The sequence below is a fragment of the Paenibacillus apiarius genome (genome assembly GCF_017052585.1).
Classification (GTDB): Bacteria; Bacillota; Bacilli; order Paenibacillales; family Paenibacillaceae; genus Paenibacillus_B; species Paenibacillus_B apiarius.
Genome location: NZ_JAFFHZ010000001.1, coordinates 543,370 through 570,321 on the forward strand (window position 1 = coordinate 543,370; position 26,952 = coordinate 570,321).

24 protein-coding genes are annotated in these 26,952 nt (G+C 53.9%); 10 read left to right on the forward strand and 14 right to left on the reverse strand.

Annotated features, from left to right (window positions below; translation table 11 throughout):
* Positions 1 to 128 precede the first annotated feature (128 nt).
* A complete protein-coding gene (locus tag JSQ80_RS02570; protein WP_087434947.1) occupies positions 129 to 806 on the reverse strand; it encodes a helix-turn-helix transcriptional regulator in 678 nt (225 codons plus the stop codon).
* 474 nt (positions 807 to 1,280) lie between these two features.
* On the opposite strand from JSQ80_RS02570, the gene JSQ80_RS02575 reads away from it, so the two are divergent.
* The 3 genes from JSQ80_RS02575 (at position 1,281) to sdaAA (ending at position 3,966) form a co-directional block, all read left to right on the forward strand.
* Entirely contained in the window at positions 1,281 to 2,324 is a 1,044-nt protein-coding gene (locus JSQ80_RS02575; RefSeq protein WP_087434946.1) for a PTS sugar transporter subunit IIC, read from the forward strand.
* Positions 2,325 to 2,398: 74 nt separating this feature from the next.
* Positions 2,399 to 3,106, forward strand: a complete 708-nt coding sequence (sdaAB, locus tag JSQ80_RS02580) for an L-serine ammonia-lyase, iron-sulfur-dependent subunit beta (RefSeq protein WP_087434945.1) — start codon at positions 2,399 to 2,401, stop codon at positions 3,104 to 3,106.
* Positions 3,091 to 3,966 (forward strand): L-serine ammonia-lyase, iron-sulfur-dependent, subunit alpha, encoded by an 876-nt coding sequence (gene sdaAA / locus JSQ80_RS02585; RefSeq protein ID WP_206094238.1) that lies wholly within the window; start codon positions 3,091 to 3,093, stop codon positions 3,964 to 3,966. The genes sdaAB and sdaAA overlap by 16 nt, the downstream gene beginning before the upstream one ends.
* 90 nt (positions 3,967 to 4,056) lie before the next feature.
* Here sdaAA and JSQ80_RS02590 read toward each other — a convergent pair whose 3' ends face one another.
* The 3 genes from JSQ80_RS02590 to JSQ80_RS02600 form a co-directional block, all read right to left on the reverse strand.
* Entirely contained in the window at positions 4,057 to 4,401 is a 345-nt protein-coding gene (locus tag JSQ80_RS02590) for a carboxymuconolactone decarboxylase family protein (protein ID WP_087434943.1), read from the reverse strand.
* 105 nt (positions 4,402 to 4,506) lie between these two features.
* Positions 4,507 to 4,743, reverse strand: coding sequence for a hypothetical protein (locus tag JSQ80_RS02595; RefSeq protein ID WP_206094240.1), 237 nt, complete (start codon positions 4,741 to 4,743; stop codon positions 4,507 to 4,509).
* Positions 4,744 to 4,833: 90 nt separating this feature from the next.
* Entirely contained in the window at positions 4,834 to 5,157 is a 324-nt protein-coding gene (locus JSQ80_RS02600) for a hypothetical protein (RefSeq protein ID WP_087434941.1), read from the reverse strand.
* A gap of 354 nt (positions 5,158 to 5,511) precedes the next feature.
* On the opposite strand from JSQ80_RS02600, the gene JSQ80_RS02605 reads away from it, so the two are divergent.
* A complete protein-coding gene (locus JSQ80_RS02605; RefSeq protein WP_240463494.1) occupies positions 5,512 to 6,057 on the forward strand; it encodes a DNA uptake lipoprotein in 546 nt (181 codons plus the stop codon).
* 40 nt (positions 6,058 to 6,097) lie between these two features.
* Here the strand turns inward: JSQ80_RS02605 and JSQ80_RS02610 are convergent, their stop codons facing one another.
* Positions 6,098 to 6,712: a DedA family protein gene (locus tag JSQ80_RS02610; RefSeq protein ID WP_087434939.1), complete on the reverse strand. Its 615-nt coding sequence runs from the start codon at positions 6,710 to 6,712 to the stop codon at positions 6,098 to 6,100.
* A gap of 127 nt (positions 6,713 to 6,839) precedes the next feature.
* On the opposite strand from JSQ80_RS02610, the gene JSQ80_RS02615 reads away from it, so the two are divergent.
* A complete protein-coding gene (locus tag JSQ80_RS02615) occupies positions 6,840 to 7,970 on the forward strand; it encodes a YkvI family membrane protein (RefSeq protein WP_087434938.1) in 1,131 nt (376 codons plus the stop codon).
* A 40-nt stretch (positions 7,971 to 8,010) separates the two neighbouring features.
* Here the strand turns inward: JSQ80_RS02615 and JSQ80_RS28890 are convergent, their stop codons facing one another.
* The 3 genes from JSQ80_RS28890 to JSQ80_RS02625 all read right to left on the reverse strand — a co-directional run bounded on the left by JSQ80_RS28890 (position 8,011) and on the right by JSQ80_RS02625 (position 14,099).
* The gene (locus JSQ80_RS28890) at positions 8,011 to 11,598 is read right to left on the reverse strand and encodes an AAA family ATPase (protein WP_336245836.1); all 3,588 of its coding nucleotides are present in this window, start codon (positions 11,596 to 11,598) and stop codon (positions 8,011 to 8,013) included.
* On the reverse strand, positions 11,499 to 12,863 hold the full coding sequence (locus JSQ80_RS02620) for a metallophosphoesterase family protein (protein WP_206094242.1): 1,365 nt from the start codon (positions 12,861 to 12,863) through the stop codon (positions 11,499 to 11,501). The genes JSQ80_RS28890 and JSQ80_RS02620 overlap by 100 nt, the downstream gene beginning before the upstream one ends.
* Before the next feature lie 99 nt (positions 12,864 to 12,962).
* Positions 12,963 to 14,099, reverse strand: coding sequence for a glycosyltransferase family 4 protein (locus JSQ80_RS02625; RefSeq protein WP_206094243.1), 1,137 nt, complete (start codon positions 14,097 to 14,099; stop codon positions 12,963 to 12,965).
* A gap of 100 nt (positions 14,100 to 14,199) precedes the next feature.
* On the opposite strand from JSQ80_RS02625, the gene JSQ80_RS02630 reads away from it, so the two are divergent.
* Positions 14,200 to 15,375, forward strand: a complete 1,176-nt coding sequence (locus JSQ80_RS02630) for a GGDEF domain-containing protein (RefSeq protein WP_206094244.1) — start codon at positions 14,200 to 14,202, stop codon at positions 15,373 to 15,375.
* 201 nt (positions 15,376 to 15,576) lie between these two features.
* Here JSQ80_RS02630 and JSQ80_RS02635 read toward each other — a convergent pair whose 3' ends face one another.
* Together JSQ80_RS02635 and JSQ80_RS02640 are read right to left on the reverse strand one after the other, a co-directional pair.
* Positions 15,577 to 16,341 carry an ABC transporter permease gene (locus JSQ80_RS02635; RefSeq protein ID WP_206094245.1) on the reverse strand — a complete coding sequence of 255 codons (765 nt, stop codon included), beginning with the start codon at positions 16,339 to 16,341 and terminating at the stop codon, positions 15,577 to 15,579.
* A complete protein-coding gene (locus tag JSQ80_RS02640) occupies positions 16,338 to 17,267 on the reverse strand; it encodes an ABC transporter ATP-binding protein (RefSeq protein ID WP_206094246.1) in 930 nt (309 codons plus the stop codon). The genes JSQ80_RS02635 and JSQ80_RS02640 overlap by 4 nt, the downstream gene beginning before the upstream one ends.
* A 355-nt stretch (positions 17,268 to 17,622) precedes the next feature.
* Between JSQ80_RS02640 and JSQ80_RS02645 the strand changes: the two genes are divergently transcribed.
* Positions 17,623 to 19,077, forward strand: a complete 1,455-nt coding sequence (locus JSQ80_RS02645) for an RsmB/NOP family class I SAM-dependent RNA methyltransferase (RefSeq protein ID WP_206094247.1) — start codon at positions 17,623 to 17,625, stop codon at positions 19,075 to 19,077.
* A gap of 98 nt (positions 19,078 to 19,175) precedes the next feature.
* Here the strand turns inward: JSQ80_RS02645 and JSQ80_RS02650 are convergent, their stop codons facing one another.
* The 4 genes from JSQ80_RS02650 to JSQ80_RS02665 form a co-directional block, all read right to left on the reverse strand.
* Positions 19,176 to 19,937, reverse strand: a complete 762-nt coding sequence (locus JSQ80_RS02650; protein ID WP_206094248.1) for a hypothetical protein — start codon at positions 19,935 to 19,937, stop codon at positions 19,176 to 19,178.
* 224 nt (positions 19,938 to 20,161) lie between these two features.
* The gene (locus JSQ80_RS02655) at positions 20,162 to 20,962 is read right to left on the reverse strand and encodes a Cof-type HAD-IIB family hydrolase (RefSeq protein WP_206094249.1); all 801 of its coding nucleotides are present in this window, start codon (positions 20,960 to 20,962) and stop codon (positions 20,162 to 20,164) included.
* Between the two features lie 40 nt (positions 20,963 to 21,002).
* Positions 21,003 to 21,755, reverse strand: coding sequence for a pseudouridine synthase (locus tag JSQ80_RS02660; protein ID WP_206094250.1), 753 nt, complete (start codon positions 21,753 to 21,755; stop codon positions 21,003 to 21,005).
* Positions 21,756 to 21,758: 3 nt separating this feature from the next.
* Entirely contained in the window at positions 21,759 to 23,363 is a 1,605-nt protein-coding gene (locus tag JSQ80_RS02665) for an RsmB/NOP family class I SAM-dependent RNA methyltransferase (protein ID WP_206094251.1), read from the reverse strand.
* A gap of 249 nt (positions 23,364 to 23,612) precedes the next feature.
* Here JSQ80_RS02665 and JSQ80_RS02670 point away from each other — a divergent pair, with 249 nt between their 5' ends.
* From JSQ80_RS02670 to JSQ80_RS02680, 3 genes are all read left to right on the forward strand, one after another.
* Positions 23,613 to 24,365: an ABC transporter ATP-binding protein gene (locus tag JSQ80_RS02670; RefSeq protein WP_087434926.1), complete on the forward strand. Its 753-nt coding sequence runs from the start codon at positions 23,613 to 23,615 to the stop codon at positions 24,363 to 24,365.
* Positions 24,362 to 25,747, forward strand: coding sequence for an ABC transporter permease (locus JSQ80_RS02675; RefSeq protein ID WP_087434925.1), 1,386 nt, complete (start codon positions 24,362 to 24,364; stop codon positions 25,745 to 25,747). The genes JSQ80_RS02670 and JSQ80_RS02675 overlap by 4 nt, the downstream gene beginning before the upstream one ends.
* A 63-nt stretch (positions 25,748 to 25,810) precedes the next feature.
* Entirely contained in the window at positions 25,811 to 26,893 is a 1,083-nt protein-coding gene (locus tag JSQ80_RS02680; protein ID WP_206094252.1) for an efflux RND transporter periplasmic adaptor subunit, read from the forward strand.
* The last annotated feature ends 59 nt before the right edge of the window (positions 26,894 to 26,952 follow it).

Below are 26,952 nucleotides of genomic sequence, written 5' to 3' on the forward strand. Positions count from 1 at the left end.
AGCGACAAAAAATATAATACCATGTACACGAAGATACGTCAACCGTTTTTCACCGCATTTTTTTAATTTGTGTAACTCGAAGGGAAAAAAAGCGAGTTCTGCCACCACGCGAACCCGCCAAAGACACTTTATTTGTTTTCTTTCTTTTCGTTTTTGGACGCATTGTTACGCAAATGCAAATACACCGTATGTTTCGTAATCTTCAGCGCGTTCGCCACGATCGCCACCGCATCTCTCAGATTGAACACGCCCCGCTCATGCAAGAGACCGATAATGTGCTTGTTCCGGTTCGCATAAGAAATGTCCGGGGAAGCGTCAACCGCTTCAATCGTCCGTTCAATGGTTTCATGGATCATGTCCTCGACGGATGAGGCAAAATGCTCCTGCTGCCCCCGCGATTCAATATCCAACTGTGGCAAAAAGGCCTGCAAAAAACCCGCAAACGATTCATCCAGGTTCATGTTGATGCACAGCAATCCGATAATCTTGCCGGCTTCGCCCCGAATCGCTATCGTGCTCGATTTCATCAAACGATTGTTTTTGCTCCTCGTAAAATAACTGATCGCCTGCTTTGAGTTGGACTGTTCGATCTCTTGCAGCATTTGCAGAGCCAGATTGGTGATTGGCGCCCCCAATTCCCTTCCTGTATGATATCCGTTTGCTATCTTGACGACGGAATGCTGGTAATCTTCCAGACTGTGCAGTACGATCTCCGAGGCACCTCCCAAATATTCGGCCAAGCCCTCCACGACCGAATCATACGACTGCAATATAGAACGGTCTTGTTCAGTAAATTTCGTATTCATCAGATAAAGTCCCTCCTTGACAATCCGTATATTGAGCATTGCGACCAGAAGATCTTCTTGCAATTCAAGAATATAACGTTATACAAACTGATTGTATTTTTGTGAATTAAAAAAAGTTGATTGCTACAACTTAAGTTAATTATATAAACTATTAGCAACATCATAACGCGAACAATAGGCTTAATCAATCCTAAATCCGCCCCTTGTCCCGGCAAACCGCCCTGATTCGCCATAAATTTTCCGTTTCACAGAATGGAAGGCAAAATTTTGAACTCTATCCAGAACAGTATTGTATGTCAGAAAAAAACTTGATATAATCAATTCCAGTTAATGTACTCAATTATTTTTGATTTAATTAAGTGTTCGAAGATTAACTCAAACTTAATTGATCCCGTTACTCAAAGCAGTAAATTTTAAATTTTAAAAATTGAAAGCGGTTTCTATTTTACATGCGTACAAGGAGGATCTTCAAGTATGGACATCTTAGTCGGCACATTATTGCTCTTAATGGTATTGTCCCTGTTCTCCCTCTTCAGCTTCAAAGCGCCGAACGGCATGAAAGCGATGGGCGCTTTGGCCAATGCGGCGGTTGCCAGCTTTTTGGTGGAAGCGTTTCAAAGCTATGTCGGCGGCGACTTATTCGGTTTCGAGCTCGCGAAGGAAGTCGGACTCGCTTCCGGCAGTATGGGCGGCGTGGCCGCTGCCGCGCTGGTGTCACTCGCTATGGGCGTCTCTCCCGTCTACGCGTTGTTGCTCGGCGTAGCCTGTGCAGGTACAGGCTTACTGCCCGGCTTCATCGCCGGTTACCTCGTATCGTTTATTGTCAAGCTGATTGAGAAGAAGGTACCGGACGGACTCGATTTAATCGTCTGCATTGTCGTGGCTGCTCCGCTTGTCCGCTTTGCGGCCAATATGGCGACACCGATTGTGGACGCCACGCTGCTTAATATCGGCGGCATCATCACGACGGCCGCCAACAACAATCCGATCGTGATGGGAATCGTGCTTGGCGGCGTCATTACCGTAGTGGCAACGGCGCCGCTCAGCTCCATGGCGCTTACCGCGATGCTAGGATTGACCGGTTTGCCGATGGCGATCGGCGCCTTGTCCGTCATGGGATCATCATTCATGAACTTCGTGTTCTTCCACCGCATGAAGTTCGGTGACCGCAGCTCCACGATTGCGGTTGCGATTGAGCCGTTAACGCAAGCGGACGTCATCTCCGCCAATCCGATACCGGTTTATGCGACCAATTTCTTGGGCGGGGCCATGGCCGGTATCGTGGTCGCCCTGTTCAATCTGACCAACAACGCCACCGGCACCGCGACGCCAATCGCTGGGCTAATGGTCATGTATGGATTCAACGATGCGAAGACCGTGACGATCGCAGCCGTCCTCTGCGCGCTGTGCGGCATCATTGCGGGCTTCATCGGATCGCTGGTTTTTAAAAACTTCAAAATTCGCACCGTCGCCGAAATTCGCGGAACGGCATCCACTACCGGCAGCGAAGCGGCGTGAACCATTGCAAACCGAAGTCAGCCTTTTGCAAGCCCCGATCATTCATGAAATTTATATAGAGGAGAATCGCACCCATGCAGTTTAAATCTGTTTTTGACATCATCGGCCCCGTCATGATCGGCCCGTCCAGCTCGCATACGGCCGGAGCCAACCGCATCGGCCGCGTAGCGCGCAAGCTGTTCGGACGGTTGCCCGAATCCGTTACGGTCACCCTGTATGGCTCTTTTGCGAAAACATACAAGGGGCATGGAACCGATTTGGCGATTGTCAGCGGCATTCTTGACTTTGATACGGCGGACGAGCGAATCCCGGACGCCCTCAGCATTGCTCAAGAGAAGGGGCTCCACGTAGTATTCGTGCAATCGGATGACGTCGTGGATCACCCCAATACCGCGCGCATTACTTTACGGGACAAGCAAAGCGCGTTGGAGGTCGTGGGAATCTCAATTGGCGGTGGCAGCATGGAAATCCGTGAAGTGATTCAACTGGACGCCAATCCGTCCGGCAGCAATCCGGCCATGCTCGTTCTCCATGAGGATAAGCATGGCGCCGTAGCGCATGTGACGACGCTGCTCGCCGACTATCATATCAACATCGGATATATGGAAGTGTCCCGTTCGGGAAAAGGACAGAGCGCCTTGATGGCGATTGAGGTCGACCAATCGGTCGATGATGCGGTTATTCACCATATGCATGCCCTCCCCCATATTACGGAAATATGGCAAGTAAAAAATTACCAGCGCACAAACACCGAAGGAGGCAGACCATGTTCCATAGTGTAGCCGAACTGCTCCAGCTTACCGAACAAAGTCAAATCAAAATATCCCGTTTAATGATCGAAAGAGAAATGGCGCTCCGCCAAAAAACGGAAGACGAGATTATGCAATTAATGGATGCCAACCTGACCGTTATGGAACAGGCCATTGAAAAAGGACTGAAGGGGGTCGTCTCCCATTCCGGGCTGACCGGAGGGGACGCCGTCTTGCTTCAGCAATACATTGCCGCCGGCAATTCCTTAGCTGGTCCCCTTATTCTCGACGCGGTAAGCAAGGCCATCGCGACCAATGAAGTGAACGCAGCAATGGGAATCATTTGCGCCAATCCTACTGCGGGCTCGGCAGGCGTTGTTCCGGGAGCGTTGTTCGCCGTAAAGGAAAAGCTGAAGCCTACGCGACAGCAAATGGTAGAATTTCTGTTCACGGCGGGAGCATTCGGATACGTTATTGCCAACAACGCCTTCATCTCGGGCGCAGCAGGCGGCTGTCAAGCGGAGGTCGGTTCTGCGACTGGAATGGCCGCCGCGGCAATTGTGGAAATGGCGGGGGGGACGCCGCAGCAATCGGCAGAAGCGATGTCGATCGCGCTCAAAAACATGCTCGGTTTGGTGTGTGACCCTGTCGCCGGCCTAGTGGAAGTACCTTGCGTGAAACGCAACGGAATCGGCACCTCCACGGCGGTCGTAGCTGCGGACATGGCTTTGGCCGGTATCAATAGCAGGATCCCGAGCGATGAAGTCATAAAGGCGATGTACGAAGTCGGCCTCTCCATGCCAAGCTCCTTGCGTGAAACCGCTGAAGGGGGGCTGGCCGCCACACCGACCGGCCGCAAATTGGAAGCCACGGTTCTAGGCGGCGAAAAATAGAAAAAACATAAAAGTCCTCGAGCGCCCATATGGCTTCCCGGGGACTTTCACGAATTTTTCCGCGTTCGGGCAGTTGATGCCGGAACGCACCTAGGATAGATAGGCGCCTTTAAGCGCCCGCTGCACCCGCGTCACGCCTTGAGAGAGCGCATGTCCGCCACCGAGGGCGGCTGCGACGGCTACAGCCTCCATAATTTCCGCATCAGCCGCTCCTTTGTGCCTGGCCTCGTTCACGTGATATAACGTGCACACCTCGTTATTGGCGAACAATCCGATGCCGAGAGCAATGAGTTGCTTCGTTTTCGCATCCAGGGCCCCATCGGAGAAGCAAGCGCCAGTAAAGGCATGATAAGCTTGTACGACGCCAGGCAGGGTGGATTCCAGTTCAGAAATTTCATTTTTGTAAGCTTGTACCTTGTTATCCATCTCGGACATGTTCGTTCCTCCTCCGCCGTCTCCCGAGAAGACGAATCCATTCTCAGGCGCAGCGACCGATCTTTACGTTTCCTAGGATAACCAGTCCAAGCATACTTCATCCCTTTAGCCTTCTTGCTCCGAATCCAACTGTTCGAGCTCCAGCCGCGGCTGGCTCGATGGCTGAATGGAATATGTGCGGCTCAGCTTGACGACCCGCCGGTTTCGTTTGCGAATCATGACCTGTTCCTCATCCCAGGCGACGACCCAGCCGATGACATCATTCATTTTCAGCATATCTCGAACGATCCGCACCAGCGTGCCTTCCTGGCGGTAACGGTCCAACACCTGTTCTTCCATCATGCTTTGCAACCCTCCAACATTCCTATTTGGTAAAAAAGACCTGCAGCACAACCGCTGACAGGCCTTTACGCACGTTTCGGCGACATCCACTTATCCGACATGTTCCTTCGAATCATTCGTTTCAAACCAATAGTCCAACACTTTGGCAGACATGACACGCTTATGGATGTAATCGACCTGCTGAGTGGTGAACTGCTCCTTCCAAGTTACCTGCAGCTGCTCGCACAGCTTCACAATGGTTAGCAATTCGGACCAAGCCACATATCGTTTGTACCAGAAAAATTGAGGGTGCTCAATCATATAGGGGTACAAATCATCAAACTCCGTATGCTTACATGCCAGCGCCCGTTCAAAATGGTTTTTGGCCTCTGTCAATTTTTCCTGAAAAAATCGAACTGTTGGTTCATCAACCACATTCGTCGCCCCCTCTCACCTTCTTATTCTTTATTATATGCCAAACAGGTGAATGGAGAAAAGCGGGCAATTCCTGCATTCAACTGCAACAATTGGTTTTGAACTACGTCTAAGTATAATAGAAGCGGCAAACGGCCTATATTTGAGGTATAATAATCCTAATTAGCCTTATGACAATTGCCTGCTTATTCGATTCAGCTCTTGAAGAAAGGGTAATATGTTCTAAGCCCGCCGCGAGGCGGAAAAGGAGGTAAAACTATGCAGCGCCCCTTGCTACGACCAAGTTTAACAGCCGCTATTCTGTTACTTAATATAACCTTTTTATTGTATGGCTGCTCGGCGCAAGAAGGAAGCATGCCGCCTACCAGTACGGAACCTTCCTACGCCAAGCATAATGGAACGGATTCGCGTTCTGCCGCGAAAAAGAAAGACAAGAAAAATGAACAGACCGTGATTGCATCTCCCAAGGAAAATCCGTCCGCGGATGAAGATTCGGTTACAGAGCAGACATTTGACCGCAAGCAGCCTAAGCTGAAGGGCATCTCTCTGAAATCGACGGACAAGGATATCCGCACTTTATGGGGAGATCCGGATAATCACTTCGTGATGGATGAAACCGAGCCGATTGACGTGTTCGAATATGACGGATTCTCCTTCGGCTGCCATCAGAGCGGCCAAGTCGTATTCATTGAAGTATCGGGAGATGGCCTCTCCACCGGCATCAAGGGATTGAAAATCGGAGACGACGAAGCGCAGGCCAAACGCACGCTCGGCACACCGGACCATGACACCAACTATGTATGGAGCTATGAAATTAAGAACGACCTGCTTCGATTGGATCTGGATCCGAAGACGAACAAGATACAATCCGTGAAGCTGTTCCCGAACAACCACGCATAACCTTATACAAGCAAGCAGAACGCCTTGATTCAATCGAGAATCAAGGCGTTCCTTTTTCCCGCGCGCGACGGCGCATCATCAAATAAACAGCACTTCCCGTAATAAGAGCGAACGCGATAAACCCAAATAAGAAAGGAGTGCCTTTGGCATGCAGCCAGCGCACTGCCGACTGCCAGTGATTTCCGACCATATGCCCCAAGGTGAGAAACGTCGCTACCCAAATCAATGCGCCCGTACCGGCCGCAATAAAGTAAGTCGACCAATTCAGCCGGGACATTCCTGCCATATAACATGTCAGATGGCGCAGCCCCGGAACAAAATAACCGAAGACGATACCCCATGGACCGTATTTTTGAAACCAGCGTTCCGTGCGTTCCACCCGTGCCGGAGTTAACTTGAATATCTTGCCGTAACGGTCCAATAGCGGCTTGCCAACCTTGCGTCCGACCAAATAGCTGATGAACATGCCGCTCAAGCTCCCTGCCAGGCAGACGATGAAGGCGGGCATAAATCGAAACGGCCCGTCTGCCGTAAGACTCCCTACAAACACCATTAACGTTTCATCAGGTATAGGAATGCCGACGATGCCCAGCGCCAATAAGAAAAACAATGCAATGTAGCCGTAATGGGATAGCGCCCACATAATTCCGCTCATCGCGAGCCTCCCTTTCACTTGATAGCTCTTCCTATAGTACCATAACAATGATAGTCATGTCCGGCCTTTCTCCGTCATACCTTGTATTAATGCGTACAAGCCATGCAAGTTAGGAGGCGGCATTTCATTGAAAAATATGCTGCGGGTATTACAAGTAGCGTTTACGTACACGGGGACCGTTGTCGGCGCGGGATTTGCCACAGGCCAAGAAATATTGCAATTTTTCACCGCATACGGTTGGTGGGCGCCGCTCACGATTGGACTGGCCACCATGCTGTTCGTCTGGTTGGGCACCAAGCTAATGGTCTTGTCCCATCATATTCAAGCGAAGTCATATGAAGACGTGAATAAGGTTTTGTTCGGTGAACGGGTGGGCGCATCCATCAGCCTGTTTACGATGGTCGTCATCATTTGCGTGAACAGTGTCATGCTTGCGGGCGCCGGCTCTGTCTTTGTCGAGCATTTAAATATGAATTACCAGACCGGACTGTTGCTGACGCTCTCCGCTTCTTTCTTGATTATCAGCCGGGGGATGAATGCCATCATCAAGTTGAACTCCCTCGTCGTGCCTACGATGCTCGTCTTTACGACGCTCATCATGATCCATACGCTGCAGATGCCCAACGTTGGCCAACTGCTCACGATTTCGACGGATAAACCTTTCTATGCCGCTTGGACTGCTCCGTTCTTATACGGCGCCTTCAATCTGGCTATGGCCCAAGCCGTGCTCGTTCCTTTGGGCGCAACCATGCCGAGCAAAAACGTCATTCGGATGGGCGGGATCATTGGGGGGATCTTCATTGGCCTGATGCTGCTGACAGGTCACTTCGCGCTCTCCGCCCAGATGCCGGGAATTACCCAATTCGACATCCCGATGGGTCAGATTGCATCCGGTCTTGGCATAACGGCACAGCTTATCTATGTGTTGCTCATTTTCTCGGAAATTTTTACGACTCTCGTATCCGACGTATACGGCGTAACACTGCAGCTTCACCAACGTACCGGAACAAATAAAAATGTGATCATCTTCTGTATTATGCTCTTCTGCTACATCGTCAGCCAATTCGGCTTCCGCTCGTTGATGTCGTTCTTGTATCCGTTATTCGGCATGTTCAGCTTAGTCTGGTTGTACTTGCTCATGCGCACGGCAAACCCGCCTCGCCCGCACGCGAATAACAAGCCTGATTCAATCGGCACATCCATTGCGATAACACCGCTGCAGCCCAAGCCTTCCCAGATGGGCAGAAAAAAAGCGTAATGCCGATTCGTCTCGGCATTACGCTTGCATTTCCCCAATGTCATAAGCGCTTTCGATCCAGCTCGACTAACCGGAGATCGGGAATCGCGCCACGGAATATATCTACGATATGCGGATGGCAAGTCGTCATGACAACTTGATGGGTAGCGGATAACTCGACAAGCGCCTGCACAGCCGCTCCAAGCCGTTCACGATCGAAATTGACCAGAATATCATCCAAAATCAAAGGAACGGCAACCTTGTGGGACAAAGCTTCAGCCAAGGCAAAGCGCATCGCCAAATATAACTGCTCCGCCGTACCGCGGCTAAGCTCCGAGCTCCAGACAAGCTCCCCGTCCTTGCGTTCTAAAGCGATGCGCTTCGTTCCTAAAGGCGCAACCACACGCGCATAACGTCCTGCCGTCAGCCGCTCCATATAGAAGCCGGCCCGCTTCAATACGAGCGGCTGCTTCTCTTCCTCGTACAGACGGCGCGTTCGCTGAATCAATGTTTTGGCGAGAGACAGCACGGCATAGCGGGATGCTTGCTCATCCAGCTTCGCCTCATGCACGGCCGCCTCCTGGCGATAAGCGGCTCCCTCGACCTCCGTCTTCAGACGCTCATATTCTTGCCTTAACCGCCCCCGGCGTTCTTCCCCCTCGCGAATGCGGCGATCCAAGTCGTCTACCTGCGCTTGCTGTTCCGTACAGTGCTGCTCCAGCTCGCGCGCATCATATTGCTTCAGCAGATCGTTCATGGCCGCAAAAGAACTGCGTTCGCCGCCGCGGTATAGAATGGCGTCCATTTCCCGGATCAGCTGCGCCAGCCCCGTCTTTCGTTCGAAATCCGCCGCTTTTTGCTTGAACTGCCCGTCGTCTTGCACATGCGCTTCCTTAAGCAGCTTCTGCTTTGCTTGAACGGCATGATCAAGCTCAACCGCCTGCTCATCCCGTTCCTCCAGCAACGCTGCCCGCTGCCGGTCCAGATGCTCATATTCGCGCAGCGCATTCTCTTCCCGCTCGATTCGTTCCACGAGACGATAGAGACCGCCCAGCACAGAGCCCGTAAACATCGGATTGTCCGCAGCGATATCGGCAGAGCCACTTGGAGCGGTGCGATCATGCTGATCATAACCCGCTTCTGCGGCTGAGTCGCTTTCATTATCGCATGACGCATGCTCCGCGGCGGCAGCTGCCTCCGGATTGGGAACCGTTGTCTTCGGCCGCGATTCCCCTTCCGTGCCTGTCTCGCCGTTATGGCCGGAACGGGCGGCGGCAATCTGTTGCGCTTGCTCGAACAAACGGCGGCAATCCCGCTCGAACGACTCAATCTGTCCACACAGGCGTTCATGTCGCGCATACAGCCTATCCGCTTGCCGTTTCACTTCAGCCGCCTGCTCCGCACGCCGGAAATGCTCCAGAACGCCGGCTGGACTCATCCCCGCCGGAAGCCCCGACGCGCGCAGCCACGCTTCCCATCCGGCGATGCGTCCGGCCTCCTTCGCCGCCGACGCTTCCGCTTCCATGGCTGCCGTCCGCGCCCGGCGTTCGGCGACGGCAAATGCTTCTGCCGTCAGACGGGTACGTTCCAGCAGCCGCGAACGCTCGCGCGCCCAATCATCCAGCCCCGCGATCGCGGCGCGCAGGGCTGGCAGCTTCGCTTCCAAGCCCGATTGACCACGCGGGGGCTGTCCGCCGTAAGGGCCCTCTCTGCCTTCGCGGGAGCGCCCTGCGATGTCGTTGCTTCTTCCATAAAGCTCAGACGCCGGCATAAGCGCCTGCAGCAGCTCGGCAAGCGCCTCAATCTGTACGGCCGCTTGCTGCTCCGCGCCGTCGGCAACGTAATAATCAGCCATGGCTGCATCTTCATTCTTCCGCCCGTCTTCACGGTATCGGCCTGACGTTACGTACGCCATCGCTGCCACGCCGGCGATGCCGATGACAGCCACCGCCCCCGCGGCAAGCCACTGGCCCGCCACAGCGCCCAATCCGATGGCCGCTGCCAAGGCCAGCACACCGAACAGATAGGCCGCTCCCGACTTTCCTCCGGTTCGGGCCGGCCGTGTGCGTGAATGCCGCCGAGACGATGAGGGGGCAGCGGCAGAGTCTGCGGCTGCGGCAACCATTCCGCGTGCTGCCGCAGACGACTGCCACACTTGCAGCGCGTCCTGCAGCGCCTGCTCCCGGCGCTTGATGTCTTCCACGCGCGCCTCCGGAGGGGCGAAGCCCGTCCCATTGACCCCCGCCCGTTCGCAGCGCTCCAATGCCGCGCGCGCTTCCTGCCGCTCCGCATCTGCCGCTGCGGCTTCACGGGCCGCGCGCTCCGCGGCGTCTTCGGCTTGCGCCTTCGCGATGCGCATCGCATCCGCTGCCGCAAGCTCGGCCTGCGCGCGCTCGACGAGAGCGGACGACGCGCCGCAGGCAAGCAGCAGCTCCGGCGTCCAGGCCGGGTCGCTCTGCCGCGCAAGGCGCCACAGCTCGGCTTCCGCCAGGCTCGCTTCGGCCTCGGCTTCGCTGACGGATTCGCGCCAATGCTGCACCGTATCCGCCAACTGCGCAAGCCGCCTCGCCTCCGGCGCAAGCTGCAGCAGCGCCTTATGCGGGCGCTTCGCCGCGAGCCGCTGCTCCATCAGGCGCAGCTTCTCCTCCGTCCGCTTCCGCGCCAGCTCAGCATCCGCAAGCCGCAGCTCGGCCGCCTGCCAACGCGCGCCGCCGTCTGGCGGCCACGCCGATACATCCGGCAGGCCCTCCAGCTCCTGCTTGGCGGCCACATAGCGCAGCCAAGTTCCGCTGACGCTCGCGGCGCGCTCGGTCAAGGCCAGCCGCTCGCGAAGCCGGCCGCGCTCACGGACGCCGGTCTCCAGCTCTTCTCCCGCTGCCTCCAGCTGCTGCACGAGCTCCTCCACCCGGGCGGCATGCTTCATCCCGGCGCGGCGCGATCGCTCCGCCTGCTCGATCGCCTGCAGCGTATGGACGATTTCCTGCGTCCGTCCGCGGGGCTTGTACAGCCGTTCAAGCTCCTGCTGCAACCAACGCTCCGCATCTGCGACGCCGCGGCCGCCGTTCAGCCCCGTATCATACAAAAAGGCCCCGACGTCCTCGCCTTGCAGCGTCTGCAGCTCATGCAGCTCATCCAGCGTGATGGCGAACAGGCGGCAGAACAAATCGCCGTTAAGTCCGCCGGCAAGCTCCGCCTCCAGCTGCTGCTGATTCATCAGCTGAGCGCGCCCATTCCCGTCACGCTTATGTATGGCCGTCTGCATCACGCCGTTTCGTTCCAGACGTTCAATCGTCCATTCGGAGCCTTCGGCATCCAAGACGACCATCCGGCCGCCATATGCGCCTCCATGGGCGGGTTCATACCGGGCGCTTCCGCTCTTGCGCTTCGGAAAGCCATACAGCATGCCGCGAATGAAGGCGGCAATCGTGCTCTTCCCCGCTTCATTCGGCCCGGCGATAAGCGTTACCGCACGCGAAGCCGATGCATCCGCGAGCGGAACGGCGAGATCTTTCATTTCGCCGTAACCGATAAGATGCAGCTTGATCAGCTTCATGCATCCTTCACCTCGCTTTGCAGCCATTCCAATGACAGCAGCATCGCTTCGCGCAGCCACTCGTTCCGAATGCCGTCCGGCTGGGCGGCAAGCCATTGCTGCAAGCGCGGCTGCTGCCGGAAGGCGCCCAGCGCTTCCTCGATCCATTCCTCCCGCTTCGCCGCATCGCGCAGGCTCTCGTCCGCCAGACGGACAAGGTCGCCCGGGAAGCTGTCCGATCCGCGCCATGCGTCCACATCCATGTCCGGGCTGCATTCCGATCGGATGCCGACAGGCCATACGATATCCGTCTCGCCGAAGCGCTCCAGCCGTTCCAGTTCCTGCTGGTTCCACGATTCCATCCACTGCTGTACGAGCAGCGTCCGCTGAAGATCGGAATATAGCGCCGTTCTGCCCGTAAGCGTAAGGCGCACCAGCGTTAGCCGCTCTTCTGCCTCCCGGCGCCATTCATTCATCTTCATGTCAAGCCGTTCCATGACAGACTGCAAGTCCGGCAGATCGGCCACCTCAAGCTGCTCATTGCGCCAACGCACGCTATCGAGCGCCCGGAACTGCAAGGATGCATGCCCGTGAGCGTCCACATCGACTACATATGCGCCTTTTGGCCCCGTCTCCTTCACATGCCTTCCTTGCGTATTGCCCGGATAGACGATAAACGGATATTCGTGCAGCACTTCGCGCATATGAATGTGGCCGAGCGCCCAATAATCGTATCCTTTTTCAATCAGCTCCCGTTTGGAGCAAGGGGCATACGGATCATGTCCTGCCCGTCCGTCAACGGTCGCATGCAGAAGCCCGATACGATACAGCCTGCGGTCTGGCGAGCCGTCCGCGGAACGAGGGATGAGCCCCTGCATGCCGGCGGATTGCTCCGCCTCTGCCGCCTGTTCGGGCGCATTCGGATACATGGCTGCCAAATTGTCATATACCGCCGCATCTCGATAGGACATGCCGGCAATGACCGCCGCCGGCTCTCCGTCTCTGCGGCAGGCTATGACCGTACGCGGCTTGTCCGCTCCGAACACGACGACGCCTTCAGGCCAGTTCCAGCGCACGGCATCATGCAGCGGATCGTGGTTGCCGTGAATGAGATACACCGGAATTCCGCCCGCGCTCAGCCTTTCCATTCCGCGCTGCAGACGCCATTGCGCCTTTAAGGATCGCTCTTTGCCATCGTATAAATCGCCGCTGATGACCACGAAATCGGCATCTGCTTGTATCGCCAAATCCACCAGCCGCTCCCAAGCGGCAAAGGTCGATTGCAGCACCAGCTCCTTCAGCGCCTCCGGCAGCTGCGTCAGTCCACGGAACGGGCTGTCCACATGCAGATCTGCCGCATGAATAAACCGAAAGGAATTCAACGCTCCACCTCCAGTCGCTATTATCCCTTCTCGTGCCCATGCTTGTCCCAATTGGCGATAAGCAGAGCCAGCACATCATTAACGCTGGCTGCGCACGGATTAATCTCGCTGTTCCGGCCTATACCTTACATACATGCATTTCAGCTCATTGACGATACGCGAGAGCGAATAGGTTTGCTTCGCTTTTGCCCATGCGGCCCGCGCCAGCTCATAGCGGAACGAGCCATCCGTCATGACCCGCTCCAACGCATTGCTCAGCGCCAGCGGATCATCCGGCGGCACAAGCAGCCCGTTCACGCCGTCATCGATCTGCTCGGCAATGCCGCCCACGTTCGTGCCCACAAGCGCCAACCAGCACAGCGCCGCTTCCGCGAACACGGAACCGAACGCCTCCGCACGCGAAGGCAGCACAAAAATATCGGAGAACGGCATGAATTCCTCCGGATGCAGCATATATCCATAGAAGATTGTCTCCTCGTAAATGCACAGTTCCTGCGCCAAGTGTTCCAAATCTTCCCGGATCGGCCCGTCGCCGATAATATGCAGCACATAAGCATGGCCTCTCCGCTTCAATTCGGCGCACGCCTGCAGCAGCACATCCAGCCCTTTGGCCGGTACGAGGCGGCACACGACGATAAGCTGCGGAACGGCATTATCGTGCGCAATCGGCTTGAACCGCTTCTCGTCGAACCCATTCGGCAGTACGCCAATGAGCTCGGGATGGCTGACATAGGGCGAGACATAGTCACGGAACGACTTCGATACGGTCATCATCTGATCGACGCTTTGTTCCAGCTCGCGATACAGCGAGGTCAAGAAGCGGTGCTCCAAGCTTCCTTCGTCAATCTTTCCGTTCAGAATCAATTCCCGCTCATAGCTGGAATGCAGCGTGATGATGACCGGCGTATCCGGATACAGCTGCTTCATGACCAGTCCCGCTATCGGGTGGTGGGCATGTATCAGATCATATGATTTCGTTAACCGGAGCTTGCACCACCACACATAATCTTTGTACGTTTGCATATATTTTTGCACGATTGGACTTGCTTCGTATTGTGTCCAATCGAACGTCTGGAACCGGACGTCCTCTTGCCCTTTTCCCCGGATTCGCTTCGGCAGCGAGAACAATTCCATTTCCCAATTCGGCTTTTGAAAGCGATCCAATATATATGGAACCATGGAAGACACGCCTCCCGGTTGTTCAGGCGGGAAAAATAAGGCCTGTAATATGTTCATCTCTTGCGCCTCCTTTATGTTCGCGCTTTTCGCCACCTATCGTTTATGATATATTAGAACATATGTTTCAGTAAAGAACCTAGACTACGGAGTAACCGATATGATTCAGGCAGCAATACCCTTTTCAGAAGTGAGTCAGATTGTCGAAATGACGTCTGCCTGCATGCTCTATATCATTTTCATCATGTTTCTAATGGCAATTCGGCTCTATTCGCGCCAGCGTTCCAATGCGTATATTTTATTGATGAGTTCGTTTGTGATCATGGCTGCGGAACGATCGCTTGATTTAGTGAACGTATCTTGGCTGCAGCAGGATTCCCATGAAATATTCGTAGGGAGAACTGCCTTGCAAGCGTTTTCGTTTGTGCTTGTAAATATGTCCATTCTGCGGATGTACAAACGCTCCACCCGCAGCTCGCGGCTGCAATTCGCCTTTCTGCTGCTCTGCATTCCCGCGATAGCCGTGTTGTCGCATATGCTGACATCCCATTCGGTTTCGCCATTCTATCATGCGTGGCCGCTCATCGTTTATCATATGATCATTACCATCTATTGCTATACGGTGATTGCCCCGCGCATCGGCCAACGAATCAAATACATTTGCAGCTTGGCGGCGCATTTTGTCATGCTTTTGCTTGAAACGGTCAATGCCGCGTGGTTTGATAGCTCGAACGCCTTCATCCTTGTCCTGGAACGCCTAATGCCGCTCATCTATTACACGCTTCTGTTCTTTATTCTGTTCGAGCGTGTGGTGGAGCTGCTGCACTCAACCTACCGGACATCCATCACCGATGCTCTGACCGGGTTATTCAATCGCAGGCATGTATTGAAAGTTATGCGGCAATACATTCGAAATGAATACAAAATTTCGTTCATTTTCTGCGACATCGATAATTTCAAGAAGGTCAACGATACGTTCGGCCACGACCAGGCCGATGAAATATTGAAGCAGACCTCCCTTATCATGCGCGAAGAAATCGACGACTTCGGCATTGCCGGACGGTTCGGCGGCGAAGAATTGATCGGGCTCATTCTGCATCGGAACGCGCGCGCCGATCAAATTGCCGAGAAGATACGCCAGCGAGTCGAGAGCGAGACCAGCGTCACGATCAGCATCGGCACCAGCAATCTCCGCAAGCATATGACGGCCGAGGATCTGATACGCGAGGCCGATCAAGCCATGTACTATTCCAAGACGAACGGCAAAAATCGGGTTACCGCATTCCAATCCGTATACAGCGCCTCTTACGCTCCCCAATCACGGGCCAAGCGTTGAGGATGCCGCAATGGGATTGTCCCATAAGGTTTCATCACCTGAGGGGCAGTCCTTTTTTCTATAACATTCACCACCGCATCTGAACCAGCGGAAGAGTGCATAAATGAGCAGAACCCTGCCCCTCTCTGCTCCCCTCGGAAAAATGAAAAATGGCGAAGCAGAAAAACCTCTGCCTCACCATTTTTTTCTTTCTCATGCCTGCTATTGCACGTCTCTTTTTTTGAATACAAAGATCGAGATCCCGAGCAGCACAATCATATATACCGCATAGACAGCGATGCTGTAACCTAACGTAGCGCCCTTGAATGGCAGCATATCGGCGTCGCCCGTAAAATACGGCTTCCAGTCCATGTTCGGGAAGATAAGGAACTTGTACCAGCTCTTGTTCGCCAGAAAATAGATGGCCGAACCGACAACCGACTTCAACACAATCGGTATCGTAATCGACAACCCCAGACTGTGCGTCAAGACCGCAGTCGTAAAGGCAACCAGCGCATAGAACAGCACGTTCGGAAGACCGAGTGCCATATCGGCAGCAATCTGTACCAGCTTGACATCGGCCGGGATGACATTAAAGAAGATGGCCCCAAGCGCCAATCCAATAAACAAGGTGAACAGATAAACCACTAACATAATAAGCATGATGTTGACGAGCTTCGACATCAGCACCATTGTCCGGCTTGCCGGACGGATGAGGAGCTGCTTGATGGTGCCGTCTTTGTACTCATCGGTTATGATTTGCGCGGATATAACCATAATAAAGATGCTCGTAAGCGTATTTGATATGAAATGGACGTCGCTTGTAAAGGATATGAACGAATAGGGCTGATCTTTGAAAATAAAAAATCGCATCGCGACGGCCAACAGTAAGGAAATGACGGCGAGAAACGCGTAATAGTATGGCACTTGCCGTTTGCTGTTCGCTTTCATCCATTCATTTTGCACAAGGGATATGAAATATCTCATTCGATACGGCCTCCTTTCGTCATGGATAAGAACGTGTCCTCCAACGTCGGAGCGACCGTACGCACCTCATAGATAGCGACTCCGTGCTGCACGAGGTGTTCAACCACCTTCGGAATGTCGTCTCTCAGCAGCTCGACGGAGAGCGCCCCTCCTTCTCCTCGCGAAGCGGGCCATGAAGTCGAGGCAAGCGCAGCAAGCGCTTTGTCCGGCGCGCTCACTTCGAAATGAATGGCCTTCGGCACAGGCGCAGCATCGTCCGCATTCGGATCCAGCGCCCGCTCGCCGACGAATTTGCCGTTCTGGATAATGAGCACGCGATCACACATAAGCTCGATCTCGGATAACAAGTGGCTGGATACGAGAATCGAAATATTCTCTTTTTTCGCAAGCTGGCGCAAATAATCGCGGAGCTCGCGAATTCCTGCAGGATCAAGCCCATTCGTCGGCTCGTCCAAGATGAGTATAGATGGGTTATGCAGCAGCGCTTGGGCTACTCCCAGACGCTGCCGCATCCCCAGCGAATAGTTTTTCACCTTTTTATCCAGCGCATTTTCCAAGTCAACGAGCTTTACGATTTCTTGCAGCCGTTCTTCCCGGATCGGCTTGCCGCTCATGCGGGCGAAATGGGTCAGATTTTTCCGCCCGGTCATGAATTTATACAGCTCCGGATTTTCGACGATGGCGCCAACATGGGCCATTGCCTTCGCCCGATTGGACCGGATGTTATGACCTTCGACTACGATTTCGCCTTGCGTCATGGACATCAGTCCCACGATCATCCTTATCGTGGTTGTTTTGCCGGCACCGTTCGGACCGAGGAAACCATATACTTCTCCGCGGCGAACGCTGAACGATAGATCATCGATAATCGTCTTGCCCTTTATTTTTTTCGTGACATTTTTTAGCTCTACCACGACGTCGTTCATCAAGCATTCCACTCCTTTCAAAATAAACCTTCTTCCTATTATATCTGTTTGTCCATTCCGTTTGTTGGCATCCGTACCGTAAACCGCAAAGCTTATTTTGTGCCACTTACTCCATACGTAACGGACTGAAACAATGTTTCGGTTTTTCGACTTACAATATTGTCACCTATATAGAGGATGTTTAAAAAGTCCATTGAACACGCACGATTGTGTTCTTTACGGCAAGTGCTCTTCACTTTTTCATATCTTTTACATGTTAGTTTCCGTTGCATGGGTATCTTTTTGTCCGGTAAAATAATAAGGCCTTTTTATTTTCGATGTTCTAGCACATTTAATCACATAAAGGAGTTGTACGATGTCGCCATTACCATTACCCCAACTGCCTCAGCACTATATTGACCAAATGAAGCAGCTGCTCCGTCAAGAAGCCGATGCTTTTTTGCACAGCTATGACTCGCAGAGAGCATACGGTTTAAGGGTCAATCCTGTCAAATGGGAGCGCCATGCCGCTGCGCGTAATCTCACCATACGGCAATTCCAACTTCGTTCCGTCCCTTGGTGCGAAGAGGGCTTCTACTATAATGAGCATTCGCGTCCTGGCAAGCACCCTTATCATGCCGCCGGCTTGTATTATATCCAAGAACCGTCCGCCATGTCTGCAGTGGCGCTGCTTGATCCGCAGCCCGGCGAATTCATTCTGGACCTGGCTGCCGCCCCGGGAGGGAAATCGACGCAAATCGCCGGCCGCATGCGGGGGGAAGGCGTGCTTATCGCCAACGAGATTCATCCCCAGCGCGCGAAGATTCTATCCGAAAATATCGAGCGCATGGGCGTGGCCAACGCTATCGTCACACAAGCGGATCCGCACACGCTGGCCGCCAAATTCCCGATGGCCTTCGATCGGATTATGCTCGATGCCCCATGCTCCGGAGAAGGGATGTTCCGCAAAGATCCCGGTGCCATAGAGGAGTGGTCGCCTGACCACGTGGAAGCGTGCGCAGCCCGGCAATGGGACATTATTCAAGCAGCGGTCACCATGCTTAAGCCGGGAGGCACGATAGCCTATTCCACCTGTACGTTCAATCGCAGGGAGAACGAAGATATCGTTGACAAATGGCTTGCCGCTTTTCCCGAATTCAGGCTTGCGGGAACAGAACGGATCTGGCCGCACCTTGCAGAGGGCGAGGGTCACTTTGTCGCCGTATTCCAGAGGACACCCGCAGGCGAAGGGGGCGTGCCGGAACATTACGCCGCCTCGCATTCAGTCCGTCCCTCTGCCAAGTCAAAAGGCCGGCGCGCCCCGGGTCGTTCTGAACGCGGAACCGTCCGAACGGCTGATGTCCATGACTCGTTCAGACAATTCGAAGCATGGGCTGACGAACATCTTCCCGGCCTTGCCCTTCCTTCCGGAACGCCGTTGCTGTTCGGCGAAGAACTGTACTGGCTGCCGCAAGGCAATGCTGCCGCAATGGCCTTTCTTAATGGCGGAGCTGCATTAGACAGGCTGCGCGTGCCGCGTGCGGGCCTCCATCTCGCCCATGTGCGCAAAAACCGGATTGAACCGGCCCACGCGCTGGCTCTGTCGTGCATCACGGGCGAACAAGCTGCGCTTACGCTGCAAGCGGCGGCAGATGATGCGCGGATCGCAGCTTTCCTCAGAGGGGAAGCGATAGCATTAACGTCAGATTCCGAGCCGGTTCGGGCAAAGGGCTGGATGCTCGTGACCGTCGACGGCTTGCCGATCGGTTGGGGCAAAGCTTCCGATGGCATGTTGAAAAACCATTACCCAAAAGGGCTTCGCTCCTTATAGAGGACCCCAACACTCCTCATATTAAAAAACCGCTATCCTTGCAGACACGATGCTCCATACGAAGCAGCTTTGTTTCTGCAAGGCTAACGGTTCGTCATTTAACACGACTCGCAATACACAAGCAACTCGTCAATAATCTCATTGCGGAACATCATTGTCAGATGGAGCACATCAAAGCTTTGCTCCTTGGCCAACTGCTTGACAAGCGCTTTGGCGATCACTTCGCGTTCCGCGCAAGTTCCCGGCACGCGAAAATCGATATAGCCGGACAGCTGCTCCCCATCGGTGCTGATGGTCGCCGCACCGATCGGCAGCGATCCGCTGGCGTCGCTGTACAGGTCATACAGAAGCGCATTGCCGTCATCACGGGCCAGCACGACATGAATGCGGGCGTCCGCTTCACCGATCAAGCGCTTTGGCTGTGCGACGATCTCCGCACGGTCGGCAGCAAGCTCATCCGGTCGCGCGACGCAAGCCGAGGAGGATCCGACCATAACGGACGGCTCCATCTCATATTGTTGTCCATTCTCCATTCCATACATCACTGCTTCGTCTTCGAATTCTCCTTCTTCATCGCCACCCGATACGATCCGCCGCACTTGTCCAAGCACGAACACGACTTCGAAGTCATCCGCTCCCAATGCTTCGGCCACATGGCGGACATACCGCTCGATGTTCTGCTCCACAATAACAAGCGCCTCGTCCTGACAGGCTTGCGCATCGATGATGAATGACCCTTGCAGCCGTTCTTGCTCACGGTACAATAACGTCAACACACCGACATAGGCGCCTTGCCACAAAACATCTATCGCTTCTCCGCTCATCGTTCTGAAATCCGGCCGCAGTTGAACCTCAGTCATAATCCAGACCTCCATCCTGGCGTTACTCTCTTCTGCATCAAGAGTTTGGCCTTAGGATTCCCGCTTCCGCGATGGAACATGCGCCCAAAATCGATAGCAGGCGAGACAAGCGGCCATACGCGAATTACCCGCAAGCAACGACACCACGCAGGAGGGGGACGGTTCCCCGCCTTCTTGCGATGTCGCTCAGGACATGCCGGTTATTAAATTTACATCCTTGAATTCTAGGATAAACAATGCTTGCGAAGCGCCTCATGCACGCCATCTTCGTTGTTGGACAAGGTCACATCTTGTGCTGCCGCCTTCACTTCCAACGGTGAATTGTCCATTGCAATGCCCATGCCGGCAAATTGAATCATCGTCATATCATTGAAATAGTTGCCGATCGCCAGCACCTGCTCACGCGGAATGCCGCGCATATCCGCCAACTCGCGCAGCGCGCTGCCTTTGGTCGCATCGCGATGCATGATATCAATGAAGTAATCGCCCGAACGGATGAAATTATGCTCATGCTTCCACAGCTTGAGCTCCTTCTCGACCTCATCCATCTGATCCTTCAGCCCGCTCATCGTCAGCTTAAGCGGCACGTCTTTGAGCCCTTCCCACCCCGGGAACTGCTTCGGCTTGATAAGAAACTGACCGTATAGATCATGCATTTCCGGAGTCAGCCCTTCCAGCTTGTCCACATATAAATCAAATGCCGTATTGATATCGAAATGAACGCCGTGCTCGCGGCAGTAGCGAATGTACGGTTCAAGCCCCATAGGCTCAATTTCGAATTGGTGAAGCACACGTCTCCCTTTGGATGCAACCGTAGCTGCGCCGTTGTGCGTAATTACAATCCCTTCCATACCCAATTCATCTAAATAGGGCAATGTGCTTATCGGACTGCGTCCGGTACAAAGCACGATTTCGATTCCTTGAGATGCGACCTCGCGAATCGTGTCCGCATTTTTGGCGGACAGCGAATGGTCGTCATGCAGCAAAGTTCCATCCATGTCTAAGGCGACGATACGGTAATTCATATAGGTAGTGCTCTCCTCTCATTTCATAACCTGGCAAAGGTTATTTTTCTCTTGATTGTCCTTGCCGAAGCCCAGCGATCTCCTCTTCCGAGCATTCCCGCCATTGGCCCAGGGGCAGTGCGGCGTCCAGCACAAGCGTACCCATGGAGAGGCGCTTCAAGTAGGTCACCCTCTTGCCGACCGCCTCGAACATACGCTTCACCTGATGGAACTTCCCTTCGGTAATCGTTAATTCAATATGGGAATAAATACGCTGCTCCTCTTGCTCATGCCGGAGGATCGTCAAGGCGGCAGGTTGGGTCTCATATCCGTCATCAAGGGTCACTCCGTACCGGAATGCTTCAGCATCATCCTCGCCAACCTCGCCTTCCACGATGGCAAAATACGTCTTTGGCACATGCTTTTTCGGTGACAACAGCTCGTGCGCCAGCTTGCCGTCATTCGTGAGCAGCAGCAATCCTTCGGTATCTTTATCGAGCCGCCCTACCGGAAACGGCTCGAAATGGCTCATCTCCTCCGGCAGCAAATCTACAACCGTCCGCTCCCTCGCATCCTCGGTCGCGGAGATGACGCCTTGAGGCTTGTTCATCATGACGTATATATATTCACGGTAGCGGATCCGTTCTCCGTCCAATACAATTTCGTCATGCTCCGGGTCCACCTGAAGCCCGCTATCCTTTGCCGTCCGGCCATTGACGGCAATCAAGCCGCCCTTGGCCCATTTTTTTATTTCTGAGCGCGATCCGCACCCCATATGTCCCAATAGCTTGTCCAACCGCATTTTCTTCGCCATTGCTTACGTCCACCTCCATGCTGGCGGGTATTCATTCTTCACCGTTCCTCCCGCCCATTTTGCCAATCCTAGGCTATATCCGTCCACGCATACAAGCAGCCACCCCTTCGCAGGTGTCGCTGGATCGCGTTCGATATGCTCTTCTCCCAACGTTAACGTTTCGCCACGCAAATACCGGATCACTTCGTCCTGGCCTAATCGAAGCGGCAGCACGCGCTTCATGTGCGAGCTTGTCATAGCCATCGCAAGCGCCTGCGCCGGCTCGAACCGTTCCCCCTTGCACGTGCCGAGGAACAATCCCGGCCGCACGACGCGCAGCGAGCCCAGCCGCTGAATCGGAAGCGGACAGGCATATAAATAAGGCCCGATAGACGCATTCGCCCCGGCAACCCCTGCCGTCATCTGCTCGCGGCAGAAGCGGCCATACGCTTCAAGCTGATCGGAAGCCGGAGGGAGGATGCCCTTCGGCTTCGGCGCTGGACTGCCCCCCTGCTTCAGGCGTTCCTGACTGGAGCGATGCTTCGCTTTTTGTCCTTTCGCCCCTTGTCTTGACGGATGGGTGTTCATGACGGCGGCGCCAACGCAGGACGTATTATCGCCGTGATGTGCCTGTTCATGCAACTCAGCCCTCGCCAGCCTCTGCCCCTTTGCCATCTCCGAATCGGAACGTTCCAGCACCGCTACGAAATGTCCTTCGCCCTGCAGGCGATGCGGCCAGAGCCGCGCCGTCCCGGCCGTGCTGTCGATCGCTTCCTCGTCTGCTTCCCAGCCATACTCCTTCATGCACTCGCGCGCCCAATCCGGCCTCCCGGGACAGAATCCGTTCATTAATGGGATCGGCACGACGCGGAACTCCGGATGCGCGCTTAGAAAGCGGGCAATGGACGCTTCATTCTCTTCCGGCGAGAAGGTGCACGTCGAGTAGACGAGCCGTCCTCCGGGCGCGACCAGGTTCGCTGCGCTGTTCATGATATCCTGCTGCATCTTGGCGTAGGTCAGCACCGGCTCGCGTTCCCACGATTTGACCATATCCGGCTCTTTGCGAAACATGCCCTCGCCGGAGCATGGCGCATCGACGAGCACCTTCGTGAAGTAGCCGGGAAATGCTTCCGCAATCCGCTCCGGCCGCTCATTCAGCACAACTGCGCGCCGCACGCCATACAGCTCGATATTGCGGACGAGCGCTTTGGTCCGGTCCGGGTGGATGTCGTTGGTGACTAGCACGCCGTCTTCTCCGAGACGCGCAGCGATTTGCACCGACTTGCCCCCCGGCGCCGCGCATAAATCCAATACGCGGTCGTGCGGGCGGACATCCAAGCATTCGACCGGCGCCATGGCGCTTGGCTCTTGAATGTAATATAGCCCCGCATGATAATAGGGATGCTTGCCGGGACGTTCTTGATTCGAAATGTAAAATCCATCCGTCGTCCAAGGAATCGGCCGCAGTGGATATGGAACTATATTTTGAAGCGCAGCGGCATCCAACTTAAGGCCGTTTGCGCGAATTCCGGCATGGGGCTCTTGGCTGTAGCTTTTCATAAACTCTTCGAACTGTTCGCCAAGCCGCTTCTGCATGGTCTGAACAAACGCTGTCGGGAGACTTTTCATACATTCATCCTTTCTTTCGCTCTGCCTTCACTTGCCTTAAAGACAGCAATGATAACAGCATACCATGATCACCATCGTTTTTAAACGAAAGCGATAACTCGCGAAGGAGTTGGCCCTCTCCCTCCCGTCTCATGATTAAGACTTACATTATTGTCACATTGGCCAAGATCGAGAAACTTTGCCTTGCGCCAACCGTATGGAACACTGTTTAATTTAATGTGTACATAGTTGATAGAAAGGAGGAGCCGAATGTTACGTGTTGAAGGTCTATCCCACGCATTCAAAAATGGCCCCGAGACGACCCAAGTGCTGCATTCCATTGATTTTTCGGTCAAGCGTGGAGAGATGGTCGCTTTGCTCGGCAGCTCCGGTTCCGGTAAATCGACGTTACTTAACTTGATGGCGGGGTTGATGAAACCGACCGAAGGCAGCATTTTTATTGCCGAACATAACATTGTGCAAATGAATGAGAACCAATTGGCCGAATTTCGGCGCAAGCACATCGGCTTTATTTTTCAAGCTTATGAATTGATTGCGAACTTGACTGTTCGCGAGAACGTGGAGCTCCCGCTTGTCTTCCAAGGTGTTAACCCTGCTGAACGGAAGAAGAAATCGTTGAAATTGTTGGAGCAGGTCGGCATTCCTGACAAATCAGAGCTGTTCACTTCCCAATTATCAGGCGGGCAGCAGCAGCGCGTCAGTATTGCCCGTTCCTTGATTACGGAGCCCTCGGTTATTTTCGCCGATGAGCCGACAGGGAACCTCGATACGCGGACAGAGGAAGAAATTATCGCGATTCTCAAAAGCTTAAATCAAACGATGGATACTACGTTCATCATCGTTACGCACGAGCTTGAAGTCGCAGAGCAGACGAAACGGATCATTACGCTCCGCGACGGAAACTTGGTGGAGGATCAAACTCCGCCTGCTCCGATTGTTCCGGCGAAGACAGCTCAAGACGTGACGGAAGAGCCGGTTCCCGCGGGAGGTGCGACAACATGAGAATCAGGGACTATATCAATCTCTCCTGGGATCAGCTAAAAAGACGCAAGGTCGTTACCATACTGTGCGCCGCTGGCATTTCCATCGGCTGCGCGGCGATTGTCGTTGCGATGAGCGTGGGCGAGTCGGCGCAGGTGTATGCGGAGAATCAGCTTAATTCCTTTTTAAAGATGGACGAAATAACCGTAACTCCGAACAAAGGCGTGAGCGGAGGCGGTTCAGGCAATGGCGGTGCGGCAGCCAAATCGTCAGAATCGGACGAGGCGAAAGAGCGCGGCAAAATTACGCAGCAGAAGCTTGAGGTCATTCGAAATATTCCGCACGTGAAAGCCGTCGCGGCCAACCAACAGCTCGGATATTTGGAAATGAACACGCTGGATGAGCGCAGATCCATGGTAGAAGTCATCGCAACCGACTTGAATTCGCTAACCGAATTCGGACACAATTTCATGCAGGGCGCTGCTTCCGATTTAGCGGGAACTGCCGTCTTGAACTACGGGGCAACCCTTGGCCTCGTCGACCCGGAGACGATGGACAAGCTCATTCAACAGCTGCAAGACAATCCATACGATCAATCGCTCATGGATCAGTACCGCAACATGAACCGGATTCCGTCTTCCCTGTATCAGCGCCAAGTACGGCTTGGCAATACCGATATCAATGGAAAAGCCTTTTTAAGCTCCCCGCTCCGCGTATCGGGCGTACTGAAGAAACCGAGCGGCAGCAATGAAGATATGGTCGCATATGACAAAAAAGTATATGTTTCGATTGAAACGGGCGAACTTCTGAAGCCGGAGCTCCGATTGGAGAACGCAGAAAATGCGACAGAGCCAGGGACATACAATTCGCTGGTCGTAAAGATCGACGATCAGAACAATGTCGAGGAAGTCGAAAAGCAAATCAAAAAACTGATGCTGAACACGAGCACTAATCTGCATCAGAAGGATCGGTTGAATGAGCAGTTTGCCATTGTGCGCACGATTGCGCTCGGCATCGGCCTGTTCGTTCTCTTCATCGCTTCCATCTCCATTGTCGTCGCGATGACGATGTCCACGTATCAGCGCCGCCGTCAAATCGGCATCATGAAGGTGCTCGGCGCCAACTTGAAACAGATTCGCAACATGTTCATCATCGAAGCCGCGCTGCTCGGTCTGCTTGGAGGACTGATCGGAATCATGCTGTCCTATTGGATTGTGTGGGGGATTAACGGGTTGACAGCGGGCTCGATGTCGGACGGAGGCGAACAATCGATTCTATTTATTTCGCCGACCTTTATACCAATCGGCATCGCGTTTGCGATATTGACCGGTGTCTTATCCGGATTATATCCGGCGATTAGCGCCTCGCGCACAGATGCGTTGACTGCAATTAAACGTGACTAATTGTGACATTATGCACATTCACATGACAGACAGGAAGCAATTTGAAGGAGGTCCGCAACGAAGATGAAGAAAAAGATCAAATGGGCGGTTATCTTGCTCGTGGTCGCCGGCATCAGCTATGGCTTGTACAATTTCTCCAATCCGTCTCAGCCGGCAGAAATGACGGAGAATTCCGGCGCGATTCCGTTTACGGTAACAAAGGAGACCTTGGTGAACAACATTGAGGTCAAGGGCAAATCGACCTACGAACAGGAAACGTTCATCTATGCCCCGTTCGGCTCGGAAGTGAAGCAGTGGGTCGTCAAGGACGGTCAACAAGTGAAGAAAGGTGAAGTGCTGTTCCGTTTGGACCCAAGCGCTTTGCAGAATGAGCTCGCGCAATCGGAGGCTGCCATCAAGAAGCAGCGGCTCGAAACCCAACTGGCGCAGATGCAATCGAAGCTGGCCGACGAGGAACAGTTGCTTCCATCAACGGAAACGGAGATAAAAAGGAAATTCGCCGAAAAGGAAACGGCCAAGCTGCAGTCGGAATTGAACAGTGTAACGCTCGACATCCAACAGAAAGATCTGGACCAGAAGCGGAAAAAGCTGGAGAAGGCCACTTATGCGGCTCCTGCTTCGGGCATCTTCCTCTATGATGATCCGAACAAGCTGCCACAAGCCGTTAAAGATAACGACCGCGTCGGCAAAATCGTAGATTTGAGCAAGCTTCAGCTCGTGACGCTCGTCGGGGAGCAGGACGTGTTCCGCATTAAAGCGGGGATGCCGGTAATCGTGAAAATGAATGCAATGAAGAATGAGAAGTTAACGGGCAAAGTGTTGAAGGTCTCGAAATTCGCCAAAGCCGTGACCGATCAGCAAAATGCGAACCAGCCCGCGCAATTCGAAGTTATCATCGCGCTGGACGCCAACGAGCATCTCATTGCAGGTCTCAGCTTGACGGGCCAAATCGAGACGAACCGCAAAGAAAATGCGATCGTCGTGCCTACCGTGGCAGTCATGCGCGAAAAGGACAATTATTACGTCATGCTGGACAAAGGCAATGGCCAATATGAACGCCGGGACGTCAAGATCGGGATGGAAACTCCAGAGAAGACAGAAGTGCTGGAAGGCTTGAAGGAAGGCGACACCGTCGTCCTGCAATAATAAAATAACAAAAGACCGATCTCATGCTCCCTCCCGCCGGGAAGGATACGGAGCCGGTT

What these genes read in the sequence shown, in the direction of transcription:
- JSQ80_RS02650 (WP_206094248.1), bottom strand. Translation starts at nt 19,937, where the DNA reads ATGACTGAGGTTCAACTGCGGCCGGATTTCAGAACGATGAGCGGAGAA.
- JSQ80_RS02645 (WP_206094247.1), top strand. Translation starts at nt 17,623, where the DNA reads ATGTCGCCATTACCATTACCCCAACTGCCTCAGCACTATATTGACCAA.
- JSQ80_RS02680 (WP_206094252.1), top strand. Translation starts at nt 25,811, where the DNA reads ATGAAGAAAAAGATCAAATGGGCGGTTATCTTGCTCGTGGTCGCCGGC.
- sdaAA (WP_206094238.1), top strand. Translation starts at nt 3,091, where the DNA reads ATGTTCCATAGTGTAGCCGAACTGCTCCAGCTTACCGAACAAAGTCAA.
- JSQ80_RS02670 (WP_087434926.1), top strand. Translation starts at nt 23,613, where the DNA reads ATGTTACGTGTTGAAGGTCTATCCCACGCATTCAAAAATGGCCCCGAG.
- JSQ80_RS02640 (WP_206094246.1), bottom strand. Translation starts at nt 17,267, where the DNA reads ATGAACGACGTCGTGGTAGAGCTAAAAAATGTCACGAAAAAAATAAAG.
- JSQ80_RS02575 (WP_087434946.1), top strand. Translation starts at nt 1,281, where the DNA reads ATGGACATCTTAGTCGGCACATTATTGCTCTTAATGGTATTGTCCCTG.
- JSQ80_RS02635 (WP_206094245.1), bottom strand. Translation starts at nt 16,341, where the DNA reads ATGAGATATTTCATATCCCTTGTGCAAAATGAATGGATGAAAGCGAAC.
- JSQ80_RS02570 (WP_087434947.1), bottom strand. Translation starts at nt 806, where the DNA reads ATGAATACGAAATTTACTGAACAAGACCGTTCTATATTGCAGTCGTAT.
- JSQ80_RS02660 (WP_206094250.1), bottom strand. Translation starts at nt 21,755, where the DNA reads ATGGCGAAGAAAATGCGGTTGGACAAGCTATTGGGACATATGGGGTGC.
- JSQ80_RS02630 (WP_206094244.1), top strand. Translation starts at nt 14,200, where the DNA reads ATGATTCAGGCAGCAATACCCTTTTCAGAAGTGAGTCAGATTGTCGAA.
- JSQ80_RS02595 (WP_206094240.1), bottom strand. Translation starts at nt 4,743, where the DNA reads ATGATGGAAGAACAGGTGTTGGACCGTTACCGCCAGGAAGGCACGCTG.
- JSQ80_RS28890 (WP_336245836.1), bottom strand. Translation starts at nt 11,598, where the DNA reads ATGGCTTGCCGCCCAGCCGGACGGCATTCGGAACGAGTGGCTGCGCGA.
- JSQ80_RS02610 (WP_087434939.1), bottom strand. Translation starts at nt 6,712, where the DNA reads ATGAGCGGAATTATGTGGGCGCTATCCCATTACGGCTACATTGCATTG.
- sdaAB (WP_087434945.1), top strand. Translation starts at nt 2,399, where the DNA reads ATGCAGTTTAAATCTGTTTTTGACATCATCGGCCCCGTCATGATCGGC.
- JSQ80_RS02590 (WP_087434943.1), bottom strand. Translation starts at nt 4,401, where the DNA reads ATGTCCGAGATGGATAACAAGGTACAAGCTTACAAAAATGAAATTTCT.
- JSQ80_RS02655 (WP_206094249.1), bottom strand. Translation starts at nt 20,962, where the DNA reads ATGAATTACCGTATCGTCGCCTTAGACATGGATGGAACTTTGCTGCAT.
- JSQ80_RS02625 (WP_206094243.1), bottom strand. Translation starts at nt 14,099, where the DNA reads ATGAACATATTACAGGCCTTATTTTTCCCGCCTGAACAACCGGGAGGC.
- JSQ80_RS02675 (WP_087434925.1), top strand. Translation starts at nt 24,362, where the DNA reads ATGAGAATCAGGGACTATATCAATCTCTCCTGGGATCAGCTAAAAAGA.
- JSQ80_RS02665 (WP_206094251.1), bottom strand. Translation starts at nt 23,363, where the DNA reads ATGAAAAGTCTCCCGACAGCGTTTGTTCAGACCATGCAGAAGCGGCTT.
- JSQ80_RS02605 (WP_240463494.1), top strand. Translation starts at nt 5,512, where the DNA reads ATGCCGCCTACCAGTACGGAACCTTCCTACGCCAAGCATAATGGAACG.